11 protein-coding genes, 1 tRNA gene and 1 other RNA gene are annotated in these 21131 nt (G+C 72.8%); 4 read left to right on the top strand and 9 right to left on the bottom strand.

The genetic code is table 11. From position 1 onward, the window contains the following. Nucleotides 1-162: 162 nt before the first annotated feature. Nucleotides 163-7767, bottom strand: a complete 7605-nt coding sequence (locus HQQ88_RS10030) for a choice-of-anchor G family protein (protein ID WP_173169343.1) — start codon at nucleotides 7765-7767, stop codon at nucleotides 163-165. 195 nt (nucleotides 7768-7962) lie between these two features. Further along, nucleotides 7963-8059, bottom strand: an RNA gene (ffs, locus tag HQQ88_RS10025) — signal recognition particle sRNA small type. Nucleotides 8060-8096: 37 nt separating this feature from the next. Here ffs and HQQ88_RS10020 point away from each other — a divergent pair. Continuing rightward, nucleotides 8097-8771, top strand: a complete 675-nt coding sequence (locus HQQ88_RS10020; RefSeq protein ID WP_123292136.1) for an SDR family oxidoreductase — start codon at nucleotides 8097-8099, stop codon at nucleotides 8769-8771. Between the two features lie 356 nt (nucleotides 8772-9127). On the opposite strand, the gene HQQ88_RS10015 is transcribed toward HQQ88_RS10020, so the two are convergent. Then, entirely contained in the window at nucleotides 9128-10324 is a 1197-nt protein-coding gene (locus HQQ88_RS10015) for an acetate kinase (RefSeq protein ID WP_173169342.1), read from the bottom strand. Between the two features lie 66 nt (nucleotides 10325-10390). Further along, the gene (gene pta / locus HQQ88_RS10010) at nucleotides 10391-12499 is read right to left on the bottom strand and encodes a phosphate acetyltransferase (RefSeq protein WP_123292134.1); all 2109 of its coding nucleotides are present in this window, start codon (nucleotides 12497-12499) and stop codon (nucleotides 10391-10393) included. A 121-nt stretch (nucleotides 12500-12620) separates the two neighbouring features. Between pta and HQQ88_RS10005 the strand changes: the two genes are divergently transcribed. Both HQQ88_RS10005 and HQQ88_RS10000 read left to right on the top strand, forming a co-directional pair. Further along, nucleotides 12621-12705 (top strand) — tRNA-Ser (locus tag HQQ88_RS10005). A gap of 284 nt (nucleotides 12706-12989) precedes the next feature. Then, nucleotides 12990-13634, top strand: a complete 645-nt coding sequence (locus tag HQQ88_RS10000; protein ID WP_123292133.1) for a hypothetical protein — start codon at nucleotides 12990-12992, stop codon at nucleotides 13632-13634. Between the two features lie 19 nt (nucleotides 13635-13653). Here HQQ88_RS10000 and HQQ88_RS09995 read toward each other — a convergent pair whose 3' ends face one another. Both HQQ88_RS09995 and HQQ88_RS09990 read right to left on the bottom strand, forming a co-directional pair. Then, nucleotides 13654-15672: a helicase HerA-like domain-containing protein gene (locus HQQ88_RS09995; protein ID WP_173169341.1), complete on the bottom strand. Its 2019-nt coding sequence runs from the start codon at nucleotides 15670-15672 to the stop codon at nucleotides 13654-13656. 64 nt (nucleotides 15673-15736) lie between these two features. Further along, nucleotides 15737-16993: a multidrug effflux MFS transporter gene (locus HQQ88_RS09990; RefSeq protein WP_111084464.1), complete on the bottom strand. Its 1257-nt coding sequence runs from the start codon at nucleotides 16991-16993 to the stop codon at nucleotides 15737-15739. A 225-nt stretch (nucleotides 16994-17218) separates the two neighbouring features. Between HQQ88_RS09990 and HQQ88_RS09985 the strand changes: the two genes are divergently transcribed. Further along, nucleotides 17219-17800 carry a TetR/AcrR family transcriptional regulator gene (locus tag HQQ88_RS09985; RefSeq protein WP_159573139.1) on the top strand — a complete coding sequence of 194 codons (582 nt, stop codon included), beginning with the start codon at nucleotides 17219-17221 and terminating at the stop codon, nucleotides 17798-17800. Nucleotides 17801-17884: 84 nt separating this feature from the next. Here the strand turns inward: HQQ88_RS09985 and HQQ88_RS09980 are convergent, their stop codons facing one another. From HQQ88_RS09980 to HQQ88_RS09970, 3 genes are all read right to left on the bottom strand, one after another. Then, complete coding sequence (locus tag HQQ88_RS09980) at nucleotides 17885-18457, bottom strand: substrate-binding domain-containing protein (protein WP_173169340.1); 573 nt, start codon at nucleotides 18455-18457, stop codon at nucleotides 17885-17887. A 31-nt stretch (nucleotides 18458-18488) separates the two neighbouring features. Beyond that, entirely contained in the window at nucleotides 18489-19889 is a 1401-nt protein-coding gene (locus HQQ88_RS09975) for an MFS transporter (RefSeq protein ID WP_173169339.1), read from the bottom strand. A 90-nt stretch (nucleotides 19890-19979) separates the two neighbouring features. Beyond that, entirely contained in the window at nucleotides 19980-21125 is a 1146-nt protein-coding gene (locus HQQ88_RS09970; RefSeq protein WP_131845685.1) for a cystathionine gamma-synthase, read from the bottom strand. Nucleotides 21126-21131 lie beyond the last annotated feature (6 nt).

Raw genomic sequence — 21131 nt, 5'->3', positions numbered from 1 at the left:
GACCAGGGTAGCCGGGACGACCGACACCCGCGTGCCCCTCCACAGGTCCACGGGCACTGGACCGGACCGCCTGCCCAGAGTGGGCCGAGCGCACAGACGGCACCGCGCCTCCCGGCCGACTCGGGGTCGGACAGGAGGCGCGGTGCGTGACGCTGCTCGGGCTCAGCCGCGGCTGCGGCGGCGGGCACCCCTGGCGAGGCGGGAGAGCCCCAGCAGCAGGAAGCCGAGGACCACGAGTCCGGCTGCCGTCCCGGCGATCGGGGCGACCTCCGCGCCGGTCCAGGCGAGTCCGCCGGGGCCGGTGCCCGACCCGGTGCCGGCACCCGTGCCGTTGCCCGGGTTGCCGGGCGCACCGGGCGTTCCCGGGGTCCCGGGCGTGCCCGGCAGGCCGGGCGTCCCCGGGGTTCCAGGCGTTCCCGGCGTACCGGGGTTCCCCGGGGTGCCGGGCGTTCCGGGGTCACCCGGGGTCCCGGGCTCACCCGGCGTCACCGTGGCGGCGTCCACCACCACGCTGATCGTCTGGACGGCCGAGGTCGCACCCGCCACCGTCTGGGTGATCCGGAGGGCGTGCGGACCGACCGCGAGCCGCACCGTCACCGACCAGGCGCCGGTCTCGTCCGCCGTCGTGGTGACCGGTGTCCCGTCGTCGGCGACGACCGTGACGGTCGCTCCCGGCTCGGCGGTGCCGGTGACCAGCCAGTCGACGTACCCGGCGGCCGAGGCCGTCTGGTGCGCACCCGGCGTGGGCGACGTGACCGCGAGCGGGTCCACGGCGTCGACGACGATCGGCACCTCGGGTGCGGCGGTCGTCGTGCCGTTCACGGACTGGGTCGCACGGATCGTCCACTCGCCCTCGGGCACGCGGTCGAACGTGACGCTCCAGTCACCGTCCGCGTCGGCGGTCGTGGCGCGCACCTGGCCGTTCGACAGGGTGACCGTCACCGTCGCCCCCGGGGTCGCGTGCCCGGTCACCGTGAAGGAACCGGTGTCGCCGGGACCGTTCGCGGGGATGAGCTGACCCGGGGTCGGGCTGGTGATCGTGATGTCGGTCACCTGGGCGATCACGACGGTGACCGCGCTGGTCACCGGGTCGGAGGTCCGACCGCCGACCGTCTGCGTCACCGACACCGTGTGCTCCCCTGCCGGCACGCCACCGACCGTGACCGTCCACGACCCGTCGTCGCCGGCGGTCGTCGTCGCGGTCCGTCCGTCGATGTCGACCGTGATCGTCGCCCCGGGCTCGGCCGTGCCGCTCACCGGGATCGACGCGGTCGTGCCGGTCGTCGGGACCACTTGTCCGTCGGTCGGGCTCGTCACGGTGACCGGGGTCGCCGCGGTCACCCGGAAGCCGACCTCCGGTGCGTCCGTCGTGGCGCCGTCGACCGTCTGGCTGGCGGCGATCGTGTGCGGACCGGTGCCGACGCCCGGGACGGTGACCGCCCAGTCGCCGTCGTCGTCCGCGGTCGTCGTGACCGCGGTGCGGTCGTCGATGCGCACCGAGACCGCGGCGTTCGGCGCCGAGGTGCCGACCACGCGGACGTCCGTCCGTCCGCCGAGCAAGCGGTACGAGGTGCCGTCGGCCGGGGCCGTGACGACGATCGCGTCCGCCTCGGCGACCACGACGGTGACGTCGCGCTCGACCGGGGACGACGTGGTCCCGTTCACGACCTGGGTGACCGACACGGTGTGGTCACCGGCCGGCACGCCGATCAGGCTCGTCGACCAGCGGCCGTCGGACCCGACCCGCACGGTCACCGGGTCGTCGTCGTCCAGAACGATCCGGACGTCGGCGCCGGGCTGGCCCTGGCCGCTGACCGGGACGGTCGCGGACGGGTCGGAGTCCGGCACGGTGAAGGTCGCGTCGTCGGCGGGGGCGGTCACGGTCAGGGCGGCACCGGGGGCCACCGTGAAGGTGCTCCGGACCTGCTCGGACGTGGAGCCGTCGACCGTCTGGGTCGCGCGGATCGTGTGCTCCCCGACGTCCAGGCCGGGCAGCGCGAGGGTCCAGGTGCCCGCGTCGGTCGCGGTCACGGTCGTGGGGTCGCCCCCGTCGATCGTGACGCGGACCCGTGCACCGGGCTCGGCCGCGCCGCCTGCGGTGAGGGTGACGACCGAGTCCCGCTGGGCGACCCGCACCGTCGAACCGTCCGCCGGTGTGGCGATCGTGATCGGGGCGGCGACGAGGACGCGGATGCGGACCGTCACCGGAGCCGACTCCGTGTCGCCCACGCGCTGGGTGACGCTCACGGTCCGGTTGCCCGCCGGCACACCGGGAACGGTGACGCTCCAGGCGCCGTCGTCGTCCGCGGTGGTCGACTCGCTGCGGCCGCTGCCGAGGTCGACCACGACGGTCGCTCCGGGTTGCGCGGTGCCGCTGACGTCGACCGCGGTGGTCGCGTCCTCACCGGCGACCGTGTACTCCTGGCCGACGGTCGGTTCGTCGATCACGACGGGGGCCGCCGGCACGATCTCGAAGGTGGTCGAGGCCGGTGTGGTCGAGGTGGAGCCGTCGACGGTCTGGGTCACCTCGACGGTGTGCTCGCCGACTCCGAGGTCGGGGACGTCGACCGTCCACGAGCCGTCGTCGCCCGCGGTGACCTCGACGGGGTCGCGGTCGTCGACCGTGACCGTCACGGTGGAGCCCGGCTCGGCGTCGCCGGCGACCGTCACGGTCGTCGTGGCGTCGTCGTCGGCGACCGTGATCGGGTCGTCGCCCGGCTGCCGGATCGTGAGCGCGGCGGCGGCCACGACCGACACCGGTCGTTCGACCGCGGCGCTCGTGGTGCCGTTGACCGACTGCGTGACCGAGGCCGTGAACGACCCGGTCGGCACGCCGTCGACCGTGGTCGACCACCGTCCCTGCTGGTCGACCCGTGCCGTCGCGCTGCCGCCGTCGCCCAGATCGACCGTGACGGTCGCGCCGGGCTGGCCGGTGCCGGCGAAGTCGACGTCGGTGGTGGCGTCGCCGTCGGCGACCGTGACGGCGGTGGCACCGGCGGGCGTCGAGACGACGAGCGGGGAACCGGCGCGGACCGACACCGCCGCCGTGACCGGCGACGACGTCTGGCCGCCGACGACCTGGGTCGCGGTGACGCGGTGGTCGCCCACGGGCACGTCCGCGAACGTCGCCTGCCAGGCGCCGTCGTCGTCGGCCCTGACCGTCTGGGTCTCGCCCGTGGAGAGCCGCACCGTGACCTCGGCGTCGGCCTGCGCGAGGCCGCTCGCCGCGACGTCGGCGGTGCCCGCCGCGTCCGCGACCGTCAGGACGTCGCCGTCCTCGGGGGTCGCGATGGTCAGGGCCGTCCCCGCCCGTACCGTGACGGTCTGGGTCGGACTGGAGGCAGTGGTCCCGCCCACGGTCTGGGTCGCGGTGAGCGTCGGGGTACCGACACCGACCCCGCCGAACGTGACCGTCCAGTCACCGTCGCCGTTCGCGGTGGTGGTCAGCGTGCTGCCGCCGAGCCGCACCGTGACCGGCGCGTCCGGCTCCGCCGTCCCCGAGACGACGACGTCACGCGTCGCGTCCGCGTCCGGCACGAGCAGGACGTCGTCGGCGTCGGGCGACGTGACCGACACCGCGTCGGCGGCCTCGATCGTGATCGTGCGCTGGGCTGGTGCCGAGGTGCGCGGGTCGGACACGGTGCCCGGGAGCGTCTGCGTCACCGACACGGGGTGCGGTCCGACGCCGAGGTCCGGGAACGTCACCGACCAGGTCCCGTCGGCCGCGATCGTGTCCAGCTGGTCGTCCGCGCCGGCGGTCGACGCGGTGACCCGGGCTCCGGGCTGACCGGTGCCGGAGACGGTGACGTCGCGCTCGACGTCCGGACCGGCCACTGTGATCGGGTCGGTGCTCGGAGCCGTGATGGTCAGGGCGTTCGCCGTGACGACCTGGAAGGTCGTCGGGATGGCGCTCGTGACGACGTCCTCGATCTCCTGGCTCGCCGTCACCGTGTACACGCCCGTGGGGGCGAGGCCGGTGGCGTCGACGGCCCACGCGCCGTCGGCGTCCGCGGTCGTGGTGAACTGTGTGCCCGGTCCGACCGAGACGGAGACGGCGGCCAGCGGTTCGGCCGAGCCCGTGATCCGGACCGTCGCGGTGGCGTCGTCGTCGACCACGACGAAGCGGGTGCCGCTCGCCGGGGTGTCGATCACGATCGCGTTGCCCGGCACGACGGTGAAATCCCGTGTGACGACGGGACCGTCGGTGCCGTTCACGGTCTGGACCGCGGTGACGGTGTGGTCGCCGATGCCGAGCTGGGTGCTCGGGACCGCCCAGTTGCCGGCCGTGTCCGCGACCACCTCGACGGCGTCCGCGTCGTCGATCGTCACTGCGACGGTCGCACCCGGCTCGGCGGTCCCCCGGACGACGACGTTCGCCTGTCCGCCGGTGCCCGCCGGGATCTCCTGCGCGTCGCCCGGTGCCTCGATGACCAGGGCGTCGCCGGCCTCGACCGTGAAGTCGCGGTCGATCGGCGCCGAGGTCGCTCCGCCGACGGTCTGCGTGACCGAGGCGGTGTGGTCGCCCGTGCCGACGTCCGACAGGGTCACCGACCAGGCGCCCTGCGCGTTCGCGGTCGTGGCGACCGCGTCGCCGCCGTCCAGGACGACCTCGATGTCGGCGTTCGCCTGCGCGGTCCCCCGCACCGTGACGTCCACCACCGAGTCGTCGGTCGCGACCGTGACGGTCGCGTCCTGCACCGGGGCGGTCACGGCGAGCGGAGCGCCCGCCTGCACGGTGACGACCTGACGGACGGCGGGCGAGGTCGTGCCGTTCACCGTCTGCGTCGCCGCGATCGTGTACCGACCGACCGGGACGTCCTGGACGGTGACGGTCCACGAGCCGTCGTCCTCGGCCGTGGTCGTCGCGGTGCGCCCGGAACCGAGCGAGACCCGGACCTCGGCTCCGCCCTCGGCCGTGCCGGTCAGCTCGAGGTCGGCCGTGGTGTCCGCGTCGAGGACCGTGACCACGTCACCGTCGTCGGGCGAGGTGATCGCGATGGGGTCACCGGCCGCGACGGTGAAGGTCGAGGTCACCGCTGCCGAGGTCGTGCCGTCGACGGTCTGCCGGGCCGTGACCGTGCGGTCGCCGGTCGGGACGCCCACGAAGGTCGCCGTCCAGTCGCCGTCGTCGTCCGCGTCCACCGTGGTGGTGAACGAGCCGCCGATGCCGACCGCGACCCGCGCGTTCGGGGCGGCGGAGCCGGAGACCGTGACCGGGGTCGTCGACGTGGCGTCCGCGACGGTGATCGTGCTGCCGTCGGCCGGTTCGTCGATGGTCAGCCCCGGAGCCGCCGTCGCCGTGAAGTCGCGCTCGACCGGGCTGCTCGTGGTGCCACCGACCGTCTGGGTCACCTGCGCCGTGCGGTCACCCGCGGGGACACCGGTGACGCTCGTCGACCACGTGCCACCGGCGTTCGCCGTGGTGGTCGCGGTCAGGCCGTCGCCGAGGTCCACGTCCACGCGGGCCCCTGGCTGCGCGCTGCCCGAGAACGGGATGGACCGGGTGTCGCCCGCGAGCGGGAAGTCCTGGTCCGCCGTCGGGGTGTCGATCGTCAGGCCCGCGGCGGCCACGACGCGGAACGCCCGGGTGACGGGGTTCGAGGTCGTGTCGCCGACCGTCTGGGTCACGCTCGCGGTTTGGTCGCCCACGGGGACGCCGGGCACGGTGACGCTCCACGCGCCGCTGCCGTTGGCCGTGGTGGTCGCCGTGCGGCCGCCGCCGAGGTCGACGTCGATCCGCGCGTTTGCGGTCGCCGTGCCCGTCAGGGTCACCGGCGTGGTCGTCCCGGTGGTCGTGAAGGTCTGACCGGCCGTCGGGGCTGTGATGGTCAGTGCCTGCTGTGCGACGACCGAGAAGGTCTGGGTCGCGGAGCCCGCCGCCGTCCCGTTGACCGTCTGGTTCGCCGTGGCCGTGTGGTCGCCGACCGGGACGTTCGGGATCGAGGTCGTCCACGTGCCGTTCGCCGCCACGGTTGCCGTGCCGGTGCGTCCGCCGCCGAGGCTCACGGCGATGGTCGCGCCCGGCTCACCGGCGCCGCTGACGGTGATGCTCCGGGTGGACGAAGCCGAGGGGACGCTGAACTGCTGGTTCGCCGTCGGGGCGGTGATGGTCGGCGGAGCGATGGCCGTCGCGCGGACGGTCGAGGTGGCGAGGTCAACGGTGGCGACGTTCGCGCCGGGCAGCACCGAGAGCCGGAGGGCGTGCACGCTGCGCGACCCCGGGTCGTACCCGCGCTGGTCGCGGAAGCCGGTGGTGGTGTCCTGTGCGTTCACGGTCAGGTCGATCACCTGGCGGAGCAGCAGCACGACGGGGCGCAGCAGCGTGGACACCGCGGTGGTCGTCGCGGTGAGCGTGGTGCCGAGGGTCGTCAGGGCCGTGCCGGTGACGAGCGGCCGCACGATGGTCTGCAGTGCCGGGACCACGATGGAGTTCACGGCGGGGGCGAGCAGGTTCCCGAGGACGGTCAGCCCGAGCGGGCCCCCGGTCGCGGTGACGGTGGCGTTCGCCGGGGCGGTGCCGGCCAGGGCGCCGAGCGTGGTGTCCGCCCGGAGCGCGAGGGCGGTGAGCGGGACGCCGGCCAGGTTCACGTTGGCGGTGACGTCCACGGCCACCGCGGTCGAGTTGATCGTGTTCACGACGGCGGTCTGCAGCGCGGTCGGCAGCTGGGTGCCGAGGATCGTCGTGATGCTCTGGTTGATCGAGCTGACGGCCGCTTCGGTCAGCACCGGGGTGTTCGCCGGCTGGTTGTTCAGTGTCGTCAGCTTGTCGAGGTCGACGGTGATCGCGCCGGTCGCCGGCGTGATCGTCACCGCGCCGTCCGTCAGCGGCTGTGCGAGCACCTGTTCGAGCGTGCCGTCGAGGTTGAGGTTCACCGAGGCGGTCACGTTCGTGCCGTTGAGGTTGACGAGTCCGAGGGCCGTGGACCGGAGCAGCCGCTGGAGCTCGGCGGTCAGCGCCGTCGTCGTGCCGGACAGGGCACCGTTCGCCCCGACCGTGGTGTTCACGGAGTTCGACAGCGTGCGCAGGTCGGTCCGCAGCGACGTCGTCAGGCCCGCGACCGCGGGGCTGGTGAGGTTCAGGTTCGCGCCGGCGATGCGGTAGTCGGTCGTGGTGCCGACCGTGGCGCCGCGCGTGGACTGGATGCGGGACGCCAGGGCTCCGATCTGCAGCTGCGCGTTCGACAGCACCGTGGTGTCCGCCCCCACCCGCGAGAACAGCGGGTTCAGGTTCAGGGTGCTGGCGCCGGTGCCGAGTCCCGTGCCGACCCCGATGCCGCCGTCGTTGGTCAGCAGGCCGGACGAGGCCGTGGCCCCCGATGCCGAGGTGGTGGCGTACTGCCCGTCCACCCCGAGCGTGAGGATGCCGTTGGTGCCGAGCAGGTCGATGTCGTTGCCCAGGTCCACGCCCACCGCGTTCAGGGCGGTGAGGTTCAGCGGCTGGTTCGTCGTGCCGCCGCCCGTGGTCACCCCGCGTGCGGAGTACGCACCACCGAGCTGGGCGATGTCGTCGACGTTGACGATCCCGGAGCCGCTGAGCAGGACGCCCTCGCCCTCGGCGACGTCGGTCTGTGCCGCCGCCGCCGGTTGGATCGCCACGGTGGCGGCGACGAGCGCCGTCACCGTGGCGATGACACTGCCGCGCAGGAGGAGACGCCGATCGTCCGATGCTCGTCGTCGAGCTCGGTCGCCAGCATCGATGATCCGTCGTGTCCAGTTGTTCGCTGCGGTCGGTACCCGGGTACCGCGCTGCGACGCGTGCCTGCGCATGCGTGTCTCTCATCCTGGCGGGCGCACCCGCCACCTGATCCTCGGATCTCCCCCGCTGGTGAGGCGGTGGAGTCAGGAACCCTGGTTGGGAGTTCCTGAGGCAGATCTTTACACACGATCAGGTTGCTGTCCGCAGCCCGTTACGAAACAGACATGCGGAGACGCGCGGAGACGGCGCGGAGACCGCGCGGAGACAGAAAAGACTCCCCACGCACCCGCCAGAGCCCGGCTACCCTTGCTGCGTTTCCGCCCTGGGGGAGTTCACCTGGATGGCGTCACGTGAGGAGCCGCCGACAACTCTACCGGATGCGACCGGGCAGGATTGACACATGAAGATCGCCATCGCCGGAGGACACGGCCAGATCGCACTGCTCCTCGCCCGCCAGATCACCGACGCCGGACACGACGCCGTCGCGATCGTCCGTAACCCCGCACACGTCGCCGACGTGGAGCAGCAGGGTGCCACGGCGATCGTCGCGGACCTCGAACAGCTCGGCGACGACGACCTGGCACTGCGCCTCCGCGGGGTCGACGCCGTGGTGTTCGCCGCCGGCGCCGGGCCGAACAGCGGTGCGGAGCGCAAGCTCACCGTCGACCGGGACGGCGCGATCCTGCTCGCGGACGCCGCGGAGCGCGCGGGCATCGACCGGTACGTGATGGTGTCGGCGATGGCGGCGGACACCTACGACGCCGAGGCCGCGGTGGTCCCTGCGAAGGACGACGCCGCCGTGTTCCAGGTCTACCTCCGAGCGAAGGCCGAGGCCGACGCGAACCTGCGCGCCCGACGGCTGCGGTGGACGATCGTGCGTCCGGGAGGCCTGCTCGACACGCCGCCGCAGGGAACGGTCGACGTCGGGCGCACCGTGCCGCGCGGCTCGATCCCCCGTGCCGACGTCGCCACGGTCGTGCTGCACGCGCTGCTCGACGACTCGGCCGTCGGGGTCCAGTTCGAGGTCACGAGCGGGAACACGCCGATCCCCGCGGCCCTCGACGCCCTGTCCTGAGGCGCGCGCGCCGTCCGCACCGTGCGCACCTCGTCACCCCGTGCGAGCTTGCACGCTCCGTGCCGCGCTGCAAGCGCGCACCCAGCCACCAACCCCGCACCAGCCCACCCAGGCCGCACCGTGCGGTGACCGCGACCCAGCGCCGGACGGGAGGCACGGCGCCAGCCCGCCCCGCGCCTCCCGTCCGCACCGTGCGCACCTCGTCACCCCGTGCGAGCTTGCACGCTCCGTGCCGCGCTGCAAGCGCGCACCCAGCCACCAACCCCGCACCAGCCCACCCAGGCCGCACCGTGCTGGCACCAGGCCACGCACCGCACCGCGCAGCGCGCCCCGCGCAGCGCGCCCCGCGCCTCGCGTCAGAGCGCGACCGCAGCCGACTGTCGGGCGATCTCCAGTTCCTCGTTCGTCGGGATCACGAGCACCGCGACGCGTGAGGTGTCCGTGGAGATGACCCGGGCCTCCCGGGATCCCAGCTCGTTGCGGTCCGCGTCGATCTCGATGCCCAGGTGCTCGAGCCCGGCGAGCACGCGCCGGCGCAGCAGCGCGTTGTTCTCGCCGACGCCGGCGGTGAAGACCACCGCGTCGAGCCCGCCGAGCTGCGCCGTGTAGGCGCCGACGTAGCGACGGATGCGGTGGCGGTACACGGCGAGCGCCGCCTCGGCGACCTCGTCACCGTTCAAGGCGGCGTCCTGGACGTCGCGCATGTCGCCGTTGCCGGTCAGGCCGAGCAGCCCGGACTGCTTGTTGAGCATGGTGTCGAGCTCGTCGAAGGACAGCCCGGCCTCGCGGTGCAGGTGCAGCAGGACGGCGGGGTCGAGGTCGCCGGAGCGGGTGCCCATGACGAGGCCCTCGAGCGGTGTGAGGCCCATCGACGTCTCGATCGACTTCCCGCCGTCGATCGCTGCGGCCGAGGCACCGTTGCCCAGGTGCAGCACGATGGTCTTCAGCTCGGACAGCGGGCGGTCGAGGAAGACCGCGGCCTGCTCGGAGACGTACTTGTGGCTCGTGCCGTGCATGCCGTAGCGGCGGATGGAGTACTTCGCCGCCAGGTCGGCCGGGATCGCGTAGGTGTAGGCGTGCGGCGGCATGGTCTGGTGGAACGCGGTGTCGAACACGGCGACGTGCGGCACGTCGGAGAACACCTGCTTCGCGGCCCGGATCCCCTCGAGGTTCGCCGGGTTGTGCAGCGGCGCGAGGCTGTTGAGCGCCTCGATCTGTCGTTCGACGTCGTCCGTCACCACCGTCGCGCGGTCGAAGGTGGTGCCGCCGTGCACGACGCGGTGGCCGACGACGGCCGGCGGGTGCTCGTCGAACGACGGGCCGACCTTGGAGAACGCGTCGATCATCGCCTGGAACCCGGCGGCGTGGTCCGGCACGGACGCTGCGTCGTTCGACGACGACTCCCCCGTCAGCGCGTTGGTGTGCTTCCACGCGCCGGCCGACTCGCCGATGCGCTCCACGAGCCCGGAGGCGAGCGTGCGCTCCCCCTCGAGTTCGATGAGCTGGTACTTGAACGAACTCGATCCGGAGTTCACGACGAGGGCTGCGGTCACGGGTGGTGTCGCTTTCTGCTCATGGCCTGGTCGGCCGGACGGGAGGCGCGGTGTGCGTCGCGCAGGTCAGGCCGCGTCGGACGCGGTGCCGGCCTGGATCGCGGTGATCGCGACGGTGTTCACGATGTCGCTGACGAGGGCGCCGCGGGAGAGGTCGTTGATCGGCTTGCGCAGTCCCTGCAGGACGGGCCCGATGGCGACCGCGCCGGCGGAGCGCTGCACGGCCTTGTAGGTGTTGTTGCCCGTGTTGAGGTCCGGGAAGATGAAGACGGTCGCCTTGCCGGCCACCGGGGAGTCCGGCATCTTCGTGCTCGCGACCGTCGGGTCGGCAGCGGCGTCGTACTGGATCGGGCCCTCGACGAGCAGATCTGGGCGACGCTCGCGGACGAAGGCGGTACCGGCGCGGACCTTGTCGACGTCGGCGCCGGTGCCGCTGTCGCCGGTCGAGTAACTGAGCATCGCGACGCGGGGGTCGATGCCGAACTGGGTCGCCGTCTCGGCCGACGAGATCGCGATGTCGGCGAGCTGCTCGCTCGTCGGGTCCGGGATCACCGCGCAGTCGCCGTAGACCAGGACCCGGTCGGCGAGCGCCATCAGGAACACGCTCGACACGATCGAGGTGTCCGGACGGGTCTTGATGATCTCGAAGGACGGCCGGATGGTGTGCGCGGTGGTGTGCTTCGCACCGGAGACCATGCCGTCGGCGAGTCCGAGCTGCACCATCATCGTGCCGAAGTACGAGACGTCGGTGACGGTGTCGCGCGCGAGCTCGATCGACATGCCCTTGTGCGCCCTGAGGCGGGTGTACTCCTCGGCGAAGCGTTCGCGGAGCTCGGGGTCGAACGGCGACACGAGCTGGGCGGCGTCGAGGTCGAGTCCGAGCTCGGTCGCGCGGGTGCGGATCGCGGCGGGGTCGCCGAGGATCGTCAGCTCGCAGACCTGGCGGGCGAGCAGCGTCGACGCCGCGCGGAGGATGCGGTCGTCCTCGCCCTCGGGGAGCACGATGTGCTTGCCGTAGCCCCGTGCCCGGTCGAGCAGGCCGTGCTCGAACATGAGCGGCGTGACGACGCCGGACGGCGTGAGCTGCAGGCGGTCGCGCAGGGACTCGGCGTCGACGTGCTGCTCGAACAGGGCGAGCGCGAGGTCGGCCTTGCGGGGCGAGTCCGCCGCCAGGCGCCCGCGGGTCTGCGTGATGCGGAGGGCGGTGTCGTACGTGCCCAGGTCGTTCTGCGCGATCGGCAGCGAGCTCGACAGGCCCTCGAGCAGCCGGGAGATCTGCGGTGCGGTCTCGAACCCGCCGTTCAGGATGACGCCGGCCAGGCTCGGGAACGTGTCCGACTGGTTCGCCAGCAGGGTCGCGATGAGGACGTCGCTGCGGTCGCCCGGGACCACGACGATGCCGCCCTCGATCAGGCGCGGCAGGACGTTCTCCATGCTCATGCCGGCGACGACGGTACCGAGTGCCTCGCGGTCGAGCAGGGCGTCGTCCCCGCGCACCAGGGTCGCGTCGGTCGCCTGCAGCAGCGCGCGGACGGTCGGGGCGACGAGCACGCGGTCCTCCGGGATCGCCCACACGGGCACGTCCGGGTGGTCGTCGTGCACGGCCCGCTCGACACTCGCCACGATCGCGGCGAGGGCCTCCGGGTCGGCGCGGTTCACGACGACGCCGAACAGCTGCGCGTGTGCCGCTCGCAGCTCGCTCGTCGTGACGTCCGCGACCTGCGCCATCCCCTCGGGCGTGCGGGCACCGCGCTCGGCGGCGTCACGACCACCGAGGACGAGGAGCACCGGGGCACCGAGGTTCGCGGCGACCTTCGCGTTGAACGACAGCTCGGTGGGGCTGCCGACGTCGGTGTAGTCGGAACCGAGCACGACCACCGCGTCGCACTGCCGCTCCACCTGGGCGAAGCGGTTCACGATGGTGCCGAGGGCGGCGTCCGGATCCGCGTGGACGTCGTCGTAGGTGACCCCCACGGCGTCGTCGTACGAGATCCCGACCGCGGTGTGCTGCAGCAGCAGTTCGAGCACGTAGTCGGGTTCGGCGACCGAGCGGGCGACGGGGCGGAACACGCCGACGCGGCCGACGGAGCGCGCGAGGGTCTCGAGGACACCGAGGGCGACGGTGCTCTTGCCCGTGTGCCCTTCTGCTGACGTGATGTAGATGCGGGTCGACACGCGCCCCAGGGTAGTCGCCGGACATGTCACGACAACTGGGAGCACGGGCCTCGACGACACACGGTCGTGAGCACCCCCGGGAACCTGTACCATTGGGTGTCGCCGTCGCGAGACAGCACAAGGAGAATTCGCCTAGTGGCCTATGGCGCACGCTTGGAAAGCGTGTTGGGTGCAAGCCCTCGGGGGTTCGAATCCCCCATTCTCCGCCGAGCAAGCCCCGCACTCCGGTGCGGGGCTTTCTTCGTTCGCGGCGTTCCTCGTCGCCGGTCCCCCACGCGGCGGACCCGTCTGTCCCCTGTTCGCCAAGGACTGGCCGTCAAACGCCGATCCGGGGTGGAACGGGCTGTCCCCGGTCCCCGTCGTGCACCTATGCTTGCCGGAGCGGACGACTCCGGGACGAGTCGACCGCGGTGCATCGAGCGGCAGGGGCGTCGCTCGCAGGGCGGCCGATTCGGCGTGCCCGGGAGACCCGAGGGTTCAGGAGACGCGCATGGGGGACATGACGGTGCCAGCGACGCCGCACCTGCGTGCCACCGTGTACGACGTCGTCCTCCGCCCCCGCCGGTCCCTGGTCCGTTCGACGGCGCTGAGCATCGTGTTCTCGGCCGTGCCGCTCGCAGTCGCCCTGGTCTGGGTGTCGTTCCCGTTCCGGACGTGGGCGATGGTCGCGACCGTGGTCGTCGCGCTGGCGGTCCTCGTGGGCGTCGTCTTCGTCCGACTCAGCACGGCGTACATCGGCATCGACCCTGACGGCCTGACGATCCGGGGCGTGGTCACCGCGCACCGTCGGATCCCCCGCGACCGCGTGCACAGTCTGGTGCTCGCCACCACCTACGGCAGCTCGGTCGACCGCACCATGCGCGAACTCGTGGCGTTCGACGCGACGGGTGCGCACCTGTTCCGCATCCGTGCCGACGTGTGGGGCGACGACGGACTCGCCCAGGTCGTCGACGCCCTGGGCGTCCAGGTGACGGAAGAGGCACGTCCGGTCTCGGCCCGGGTCTTCGCGAAGCGCTACCCGTCGAGCCGCGCCTGGTACGAACAGCGGCCGGCCTACCTGCTCGTCGGCGGCGTGGCAGCACTCGTCGTCCTGGGTCTGCTCGTCGTCGAGTTCACCGGCCTGCTCGGTCGCTGACGCTCGGAGCTGCTGGACGTCACCGACGTCGGCGCAGCGTCGAGAAGATCCCCTGCACGACCTCCTTCGCGATCGTGCCGCCGAGCCGTGACCCGAGCAGTTCCGACAGCGGGTCGTCCGCCTTCCGTGAGGTCGTCGTCCGCGTGCTCCGCCCCGACCGGCCCGAACGCCGCGACGCCGCAGCCCGCTCGGCCTTCTCGAACTCGCGCTGCGTCCGCTCGTACTCCTTCTGCGCAGCAGCCCGCTCGCGTTCCTCCTGCTTGGCCTGCGCCGCGGCTTCCTTGGCCGCGGTCGCCGCCGCCCGCGCGGCTTCCTTCTCGGCCTCGGCCGCCGCGAGGGCTGCGTCCTTCTGCGCGTCCGCCGCCGCGGCCTCGGCAGCAGCTGCCTCCATCCGGCGCGCGAGCATCTCGTGCGCCGAGTCCGGGTCCACCCGGGTGCCGTACGTCGCGAGCAACGGCGATGCCTGCACCCGCGACTGCATCTCGGCGGCGGGCATCGGGTCCATCGACCCCTGCGGCGCGCGCAACCGGGTCCACGCGACCGGCGTCGGCGCACCCTTCTCGTTCATGACGGTGACGATCGCCTCGCCGGTCGCCAGCGAGGTCAGCACCTCGCCCAGGTCGTAGTCGCTCGACGGGTAGGTCGACACCGTCGCCCGGAGCGCCTTCGCGTCGTCGGGGGTGTGCGCCCGCAGCTGGTGCTGGATGCGCGACCCGAGCTGCGCCAGGACGTCGTTCGGCACGTCCTTCGGGGTCTGGGTCACGAAGAAGATCCCGACGCCCTTCGACCGGATCAACCGCACGGTCCGCACGATCTGGTCCGTGAAGTCCTTCGACGCCCCGCTGAACAGCAGGTGCGCCTCGTCGAAGAAGAACACCAGCTTCGGCTTGTCCTGGTCGCCGACCTCTGGCAGTTCGTTGAACAGGTCGGCCAAGAGCCACATCAGGAACGTCGAGAAGACCTCGGGCTGGTCCTGCACGCCCGGGACCTCGAGCAGGCTCACGATGCCCCGGCCGTCCGCCGCCGTGCGCAGGAACACCTGCGTGTCGATCTCGGGCTCGCCGAAGAACTGGTCGGCACCCTTGTCGGCGAACGTGATGAGCTCGCGCAGGATCACCCCGGCGGTCTGCTTCGACAGACCACCGAGCTCGGCGAGCTCGCCCTTGCCCTGGTCGCCCACCAGGAACGTCAGCACGCTCCGCAGGTCGGCCAGGTCGACGAGCGGCAACCCGGCCTGCTCCGCGTAGTGGAACACCAGTCCGAGCGAGGACTCCTGGGTGTCGTTCAGGCCGAGCACCTTCGACAGCAGCAACGGCCCGAACCCGGACACCGTCGCGCGGATCGGCACGCCCGTGCCCTGACCACCGAGCGAGAAGAGCTCCGCCTGGCTCGCGACGCCCTGCCACTGCTGGCCGATGCCCGCGGTGCGCGCGAGCAGCTTCTCGTTCCCCTGCCCGACCACCGCGAGCCCGGACAGGTCGCCCTTGATGTCGGCCGCGAAGACCGGCACGCCGTTCGCCGCGATCTGTTCGGCGAGGACCTGCAGCGTGCGGGTCTTGCCGGTGCCGGTCGCACCGGCGACCAGCCCGTGCCGGTTCAGCATGCCGAGCGGGATGCGGACCTGGACGTCGGGCTGCGCCTCGCCGTTCACCAGGGCACCGAGTTCGAGCGCCTGCCCCTCGACGGTGTAGCCGGTGCGGATCGCGGCGACGGCGTCCGGTCCGAGCGGGGCTGCGCCACTGCCGGGAGGCGCGGTGCCGGCCGCCGGGGCGTCCGCCGGTGCCGGGACGGCCACGTCGGGAGCCGCCGTCGCGTCGTCCGGGACGGCTGCGGTGGGTCCTGCGGTGGTGGGCTCTGGAGCCGGTGGGGTGGCGGAGGTGGGCTCCGCGTCGGGGGCGAGCCGGGCCTCCTGTCCGGCGAGTGCGGCGGCGAGCTCCTCGGCCCGCTGCACGGCTTCGTCGGCCAGCCGGCGTGCCTCGTCCGCTGCCTGCCTGGCGGCCTCGGCCGCTGCCCGTGCCTGCTCCACCGCGTCGCTCATGGGCACAGCCTATGGACGCGCGGGGGCCGCTGTCCGGCTGATCCGGGCAGCTGTGGAGAACCCGTCAGTGTGTGAGCTCGGGGACCGTCCGGGGCCGCACCACGAACCACAGGATCAGGATGGCCATCACCGAGGTCGAGGCCATCACGATCGCCATCGGGGTCGCGGTGGTGATGCCGAGCCAACCGACGATCGGCGAGATCAGGCCGGCGACGCCGAAGTTCAGGGCGCCGAGCAGCGACGCCGCCGTACCGGCCTCCTTGCCGTGCGCGGCCAGGCCGATGACCTGGACGAGGGGGAACGAGAACCCGCACGCCGCGATGAAGAACCACAGGGGCACGAGCACGCCCACGAGCCCCGCACCGAGCTGGTCGAGCACGATGATCGCGATCGACGCCAGGAACAGGGTCGCCGTCGAGCACGCCAGGATCCACTGCGGCCCGACGCGCTGCGCCAACCGCGCGGAGATCTGCACACCGAGGACGACGCCCACCGAGTTCACCGCGAAGAGCAGCCCGTACTGCTGGGCGTCGAGTCCGTAGACACCCTGGAACAGGAACGGCGACGAGCTGAGGTAGGAGAACAACCCGCTGAACACCATCGCCCCGATGAGCGCTACCCCCACGAAGATCCGGTCGGAGAACAGCGCCTTGTACCGCTGACCGATCGTGGAATGGCCAGCCTCGCGGCGACGGGCCGGGGGCAGGGTCTCGACGATGAGCAGGATCGACGCGATCACCACGGCCAGGCCGTAGCAGGCGAGGAACACGAAGATGCCGCGCCAGCTGGTGAACTGGAGCATCTGCGAGCCGATGAGCGGCGCGAGGATCGGCGCCAGCCCGTTCACCATCGCCAGGCGGGACAGCATCCGGACGAGCGGCTTGCCGCCGAACAGGTCGCGGACGGTGGCCATCGCGACGACACCGCCGGCGGCCGCGCCCATGCCCTGGAGCACGCGGAACACCGCGAGCAGCTCGATGTCGGGAGCGGTCGCCGCGCCGATCGACGCGGCGATGTGCACCGTCGTCGCGATGATGAGCGGCAGCCGGCGGCCGACCTTGTCGCTCCACGGACCGACGAGCAGCTGCCCGAACGCGAACCCGAGCGTCGTCGCCGTGAGCGTCAGCTGCACGGCGCCGTCCGTGACGCCGAACTGCTCCTTGATCGCCGGGAACGCCGGCAGGTACAGGTCGATCGTGAACGGCCCGAGCGCCGTCAGGGCGCCCAGGACGAAGACGTAGACGAGTCGCTGCCCACGGGAGAGGGAGTCTCCGGGGTGCAGGACGACCCGGAGCGAACCGGTGGTGGCGGGCGCGGTCACGAGCAGGAGTCCTTCGGCGGTGAGGGGCGGGGAGGTGATCGCGGCGTCGATCGAATCGATTCGTCCGCGGAACCATCCTACGGGCCGCAGGAGCGCTCCCGACGCCGCTGGCACGGATTGCCCGCGTGTTGCCACCCGCCGTCCGCGTGCCGATCCCGTGCCATACGGTACCGTCGGACTGCTCGGGGGCCTCCGGGTGAACCGGATCAGAAGGGGGTGGGCGTCATGGTGGATGCCCGGATCCTGCACACGACCGCCGCCCTGCGCGAAGCGATCCTGCGACTGGCGGCCGACCGCCCCGTCTCCGAGATCACCGTCGCGGACGTCACCCGTGCCGCCGGCATCAACCGCGCGACGTTCTACTCGCACGCGGTCTCCCCCGGATCGCTGCTCGCCGACGTGCTGACGCCGGAGCTCGACCGCATCCGGCAGGACGACGCCGACGACCGACGGGCCGCAGCCGCCCGCGGAGCCGACGCGGCCGAGCTCGCGACCATCACACGGCGGGGCATCAACGCGGTCGTCGAGCACGTGACCACCCACCGCGACATCTACGCCAAGGCCCTGCCGGACCCGAACGACGCGTCACTGCACCGGCTGCTCGTGGGCCACTTCACCGAGTCGAGTGCCCTGCACATCCGCGAACTCGACGCCGACCGCCGCCCGGAGCTCCTCGACGACGTGGCCGCTGGCTACGTCGCGCAGGGCTTCGTCGGGGCGATCGAAGCGTGGCTCGCCGGGCCCCGACGGTCGCGGAAGGCGCTGGTCGAGACGATCACGCTGTCGTTCCCGGCCTGGTGGAGCTGAGCTGAGCCGCCTGGTGGCACGGCGCTGACCGGCCTGCTGACGCGGCGCTGACCGGCCTGCTGGCACGGCTCGGCTCGCCTCGGCTCACTCGGCGTCGGTCGAGTCGCCGTCGCTCGGTTCGGTCTCCGGCTTCTCGCCGCGCTGCAACGACTGCACGACCTCGACCGCGGTGGCCGCCAGGTCCGCGTCGTCCGCTCCTGCGGGCACCCGGTAGTCGGCCGACACACCGTCGCCGCCGGTACCGCTCGCCGGCAGCGGATCACCCAGGGACACCACCACGACACCGGCGTCGTGCGCGGTCTGGATCACCCCGGTGAGCGCGGACGGCCGAGCCGCGTGCACGAGCAGGGCCTTGGCGCCCTTGCGGACGAGCTGGGCGACCGCGGTCCGCTGGGACGCCGCCGCACCGGACGCGGGTGCGACCCGGACGTCGGGACGGAACCCGGCATCGGACAGGCCGGCCCGCAGGTCCTCGCCCAGGGCCGCGTCGTCGTCGACCAGCACGACGCCGATGACGGCCTGCTTGTCGAACCCGCCGTCGGAGCTGGTCAGGTCCGTGCTCTGCACCGGCGTGGGCGCAGCGGAGGTCGTGCCCTGGCAGCCGGCCAACGCGAGGGCGGCCGTCAGGACGACGGCTGCAGCGACGATGCGCACCACGGGTGTCTCCTCTTCGGTCCGGTCTGCCACGCTACCCGGCTGCGCGGTCCGGCGACGCCGACGACACCGGCGCGGGGACGGGTCCGAGCCGCCGGACCGCGGCGATCGCCAGTGCGGCGAAGCAGATCATCGCTGCGAAGACCAGCGGGAAGGACACCGTGCCCTCTGCGCCGCCGGTCGCGGTGAACAGCAGCCCGGTGACCGCCAGGCCGATGACGCTGCCCGCGGCGTCGGCGATGGTGAGCGCCGAGCTCGCGAACCCGTCGTCGCCCTCGCCCGAGAACCGCAGGGTGAGCATCGACGTCCGCGGGTAGATCGCCCCCATGCCCGCGCCGCCGACGAACCAGCCGGCGACGAGCACCCACCACGGCATGTCGAGCGTCGCCACCGCGAAGGCCGCCAGCAGGCTCACCAGGACGAGCACGAGTCCGACACCGAAGGTCCGACGTGCGGCCAGGCGCTGCTCCCCCAGCCGACCGTGCGCCCAACTCGAGGCCGCCCAGCTGAGCGCGGCGACGGTCAGCGCGAGCCCCGCTGCCGATGCGGACAGGCCGTGCTTCGCCTGCAGCAGGAACGGCACGTACGCCTCGCTGCCGAAGAACGACGCCGCCACGAGCCCGCGCAGCAGCACCACCGACGGCAGTCCGGCAGCGGCGCGGAAGGTGCCGGTCGGCAGCAGCGGGCGCAGCGCGAACCACGTCCCGACCAGGCCGACCACGACCGCGGCCACCATCCCCCACGGGGTCAGGTCCGGCGCGACGTTGAGCAGCAGGATCGACACGGCCGCGGCGACCGACCACCCGATCCGGATCCGCTGCCACGGCTGCCGCAGCTCGACCGCCGGTGCCTGCAGCCGTCCGAGCGTCGGCACGAGCACGGTGAACGCGCCCACGGCGATCACGAGCGCCCCCGCGAAGACCCAGTGCCAGTTCCAGGTGTCGGTGACGATGCCGGCGATCGCCGGGCCGATGAGCGCCGGGACCACCCACGCGGCCGCGAACCCGGCGAACACCGGTCCGTGCAGCTCGGCGGGGAAGATCCGGGCGACGAGCACGTACAGCACGACGTCGATCGCGCCGGCACCGAAGCCCTCGACCAGTCGACCGACGAGGAAGACCTCCATCGTCGGCGCGAGCATGACCACGGCGGTCCCGACGGCGAACAGCAGCGCGGAGACCCAGGCGACGATCCGGCCGCCGGCGCGGTCGGTCCAGTTGCCGGCGAGCACCATGCCGGGCACCCCGGCCGCGAGCGGTGCCGCGAAGGCCAGGGCGTACAGGGCCTCGCCGTCCAGGTCGCGACTGATCACCGGCATGATCGTCGTCATCGCCAGGTTCTGGAACGCCGCGACGCCCACGATGGCGACCATGCCGATCGTCGCGAGGGCGTACCGCCCGCTCAGCAGGCCCGTCCTCGTCGCCGCGGTGCTCACCCGCTCATCGTAGGGGCGAGGGGCGACACCGCCGACGTCGCGGGGCGCGGACCACGCGCGATGCGCACCAGCGCCTGCTGCAGGTCCGCGTCAGCGCGTCAGCGCCTGCTGCAGGTCCGCGATCAGGTCGCCCGCGTCCTCGATGCCGACGGACAGCCGCACCACGTTCTCGGGCACCGCGAGCTCCGTGCCCTTCACCGATGCGTGCGTCATCTCGCTCGGGTACCCGATGAGCGACTCCACACCCCCGAGCGACTCGGCCAGCGCGAACAGCTCCGTGGACTCCGCGAAGCGCCGGGCCGCGTCCGGGCCGCCGGACAGTGCGACGGACAGCATCCCGCCGAACCCGCGCATCTGACGCGCGGCGATGTCGTGCCCCGGGTGGTCGGCGAGCCCCGGGTAGTAGACGCGCTCGATGCCCGGCGCTGCGACGAGCGCCTCGGCGACGGCCTGCGCGTTCGTGGAGTGCCGCTCCATCCGGACCGCCAGGGTCTTGATGCCGCGGGTCGTCAGGAAGGCGTCGAACGGCGACGAGATCGCACCGGCGCCGAACTGCAGGAACTGCACCTTCGCCGCGAGCTCCTGGTCGGCGAGCACGACGGCCCCACCGACGACGTCGGAGTGGCCACCCAGGTACTTCGTCGTCGAGTACACGACGACGTCGGCACCGAGCGACAGCGGCTGCTGCAGGTACGGCGACGCGAAGGTGTTGTCCACGACGACGAGTGCACCGGCCTCGTGCCCGAGGGTCGCGAGTCCGGCGATGTCGGCGATCTTCATGAGCGGGTTGGTCGGCGTCTCGACCCAGAGCACGGTGTCCTCGGGGGCGCCCTGCAGCGCGGCCCGGACCTGGTCGAGCTCGCTCATGTCGACGACGACGAGCTCGACGCCCCACGGCACGTGCAGTCGGCTGACCAGACGGTGGGTCCCGCCGTACACGTCGTTCCCCATCACGACGCGGGCCCCGGGACGGAGCGCCGCCCGGAGCAGGGCGTCCTCGGCGGCGAGACCGGACGCGAACGAGTACGCGGCCACGCCGCCGTCCAGGTCGGCGAGCAGCGTCTGCAGGGAGTCGCGCGTCGGGTTGCCGGCGCGGGAGTACTCGTAGCCGTTCCGCATCCCGCCGATGCCGTCCTGCACGTAGGTGGACGTCAGGTGGATCGGCGGGATGACGGCACCGGTGGGGCCGTCGGGCTCCTGGCCGGCGTGGACGGCGCGGGTGCTGAACTCGGTCATGCTGGC

The organism is Curtobacterium sp. VKM Ac-2861 (assembly GCF_013204965.1).
Lineage (GTDB): Bacteria > Actinomycetota > Actinomycetes > Actinomycetales > Microbacteriaceae > Curtobacterium.
Note: the sequence above shows the minus strand (reverse complement) of the source record. Positions and strands in the feature narration are given on the sequence as shown.

What these genes read in the sequence shown, in the direction of transcription:
- HQQ88_RS10030 (WP_173169343.1), bottom strand. Translation starts at nt 7,767, where the DNA reads ATGCGCAGGCACGCGTCGCAGCGCGGTACCCGGGTACCGACCGCAGCG.
- HQQ88_RS10020 (WP_123292136.1), top strand. Translation starts at nt 8,097, where the DNA reads ATGAAGATCGCCATCGCCGGAGGACACGGCCAGATCGCACTGCTCCTC.
- HQQ88_RS10000 (WP_123292133.1), top strand. Translation starts at nt 12,990, where the DNA reads ATGGGGGACATGACGGTGCCAGCGACGCCGCACCTGCGTGCCACCGTG.
- HQQ88_RS09995 (WP_173169341.1), bottom strand. Translation starts at nt 15,672, where the DNA reads ATGAGCGACGCGGTGGAGCAGGCACGGGCAGCGGCCGAGGCCGCCAGG.
- HQQ88_RS09985 (WP_159573139.1), top strand. Translation starts at nt 17,219, where the DNA reads ATGGTGGATGCCCGGATCCTGCACACGACCGCCGCCCTGCGCGAAGCG.
- HQQ88_RS09970 (WP_131845685.1), bottom strand. Translation starts at nt 21,125, where the DNA reads ATGACCGAGTTCAGCACCCGCGCCGTCCACGCCGGCCAGGAGCCCGAC.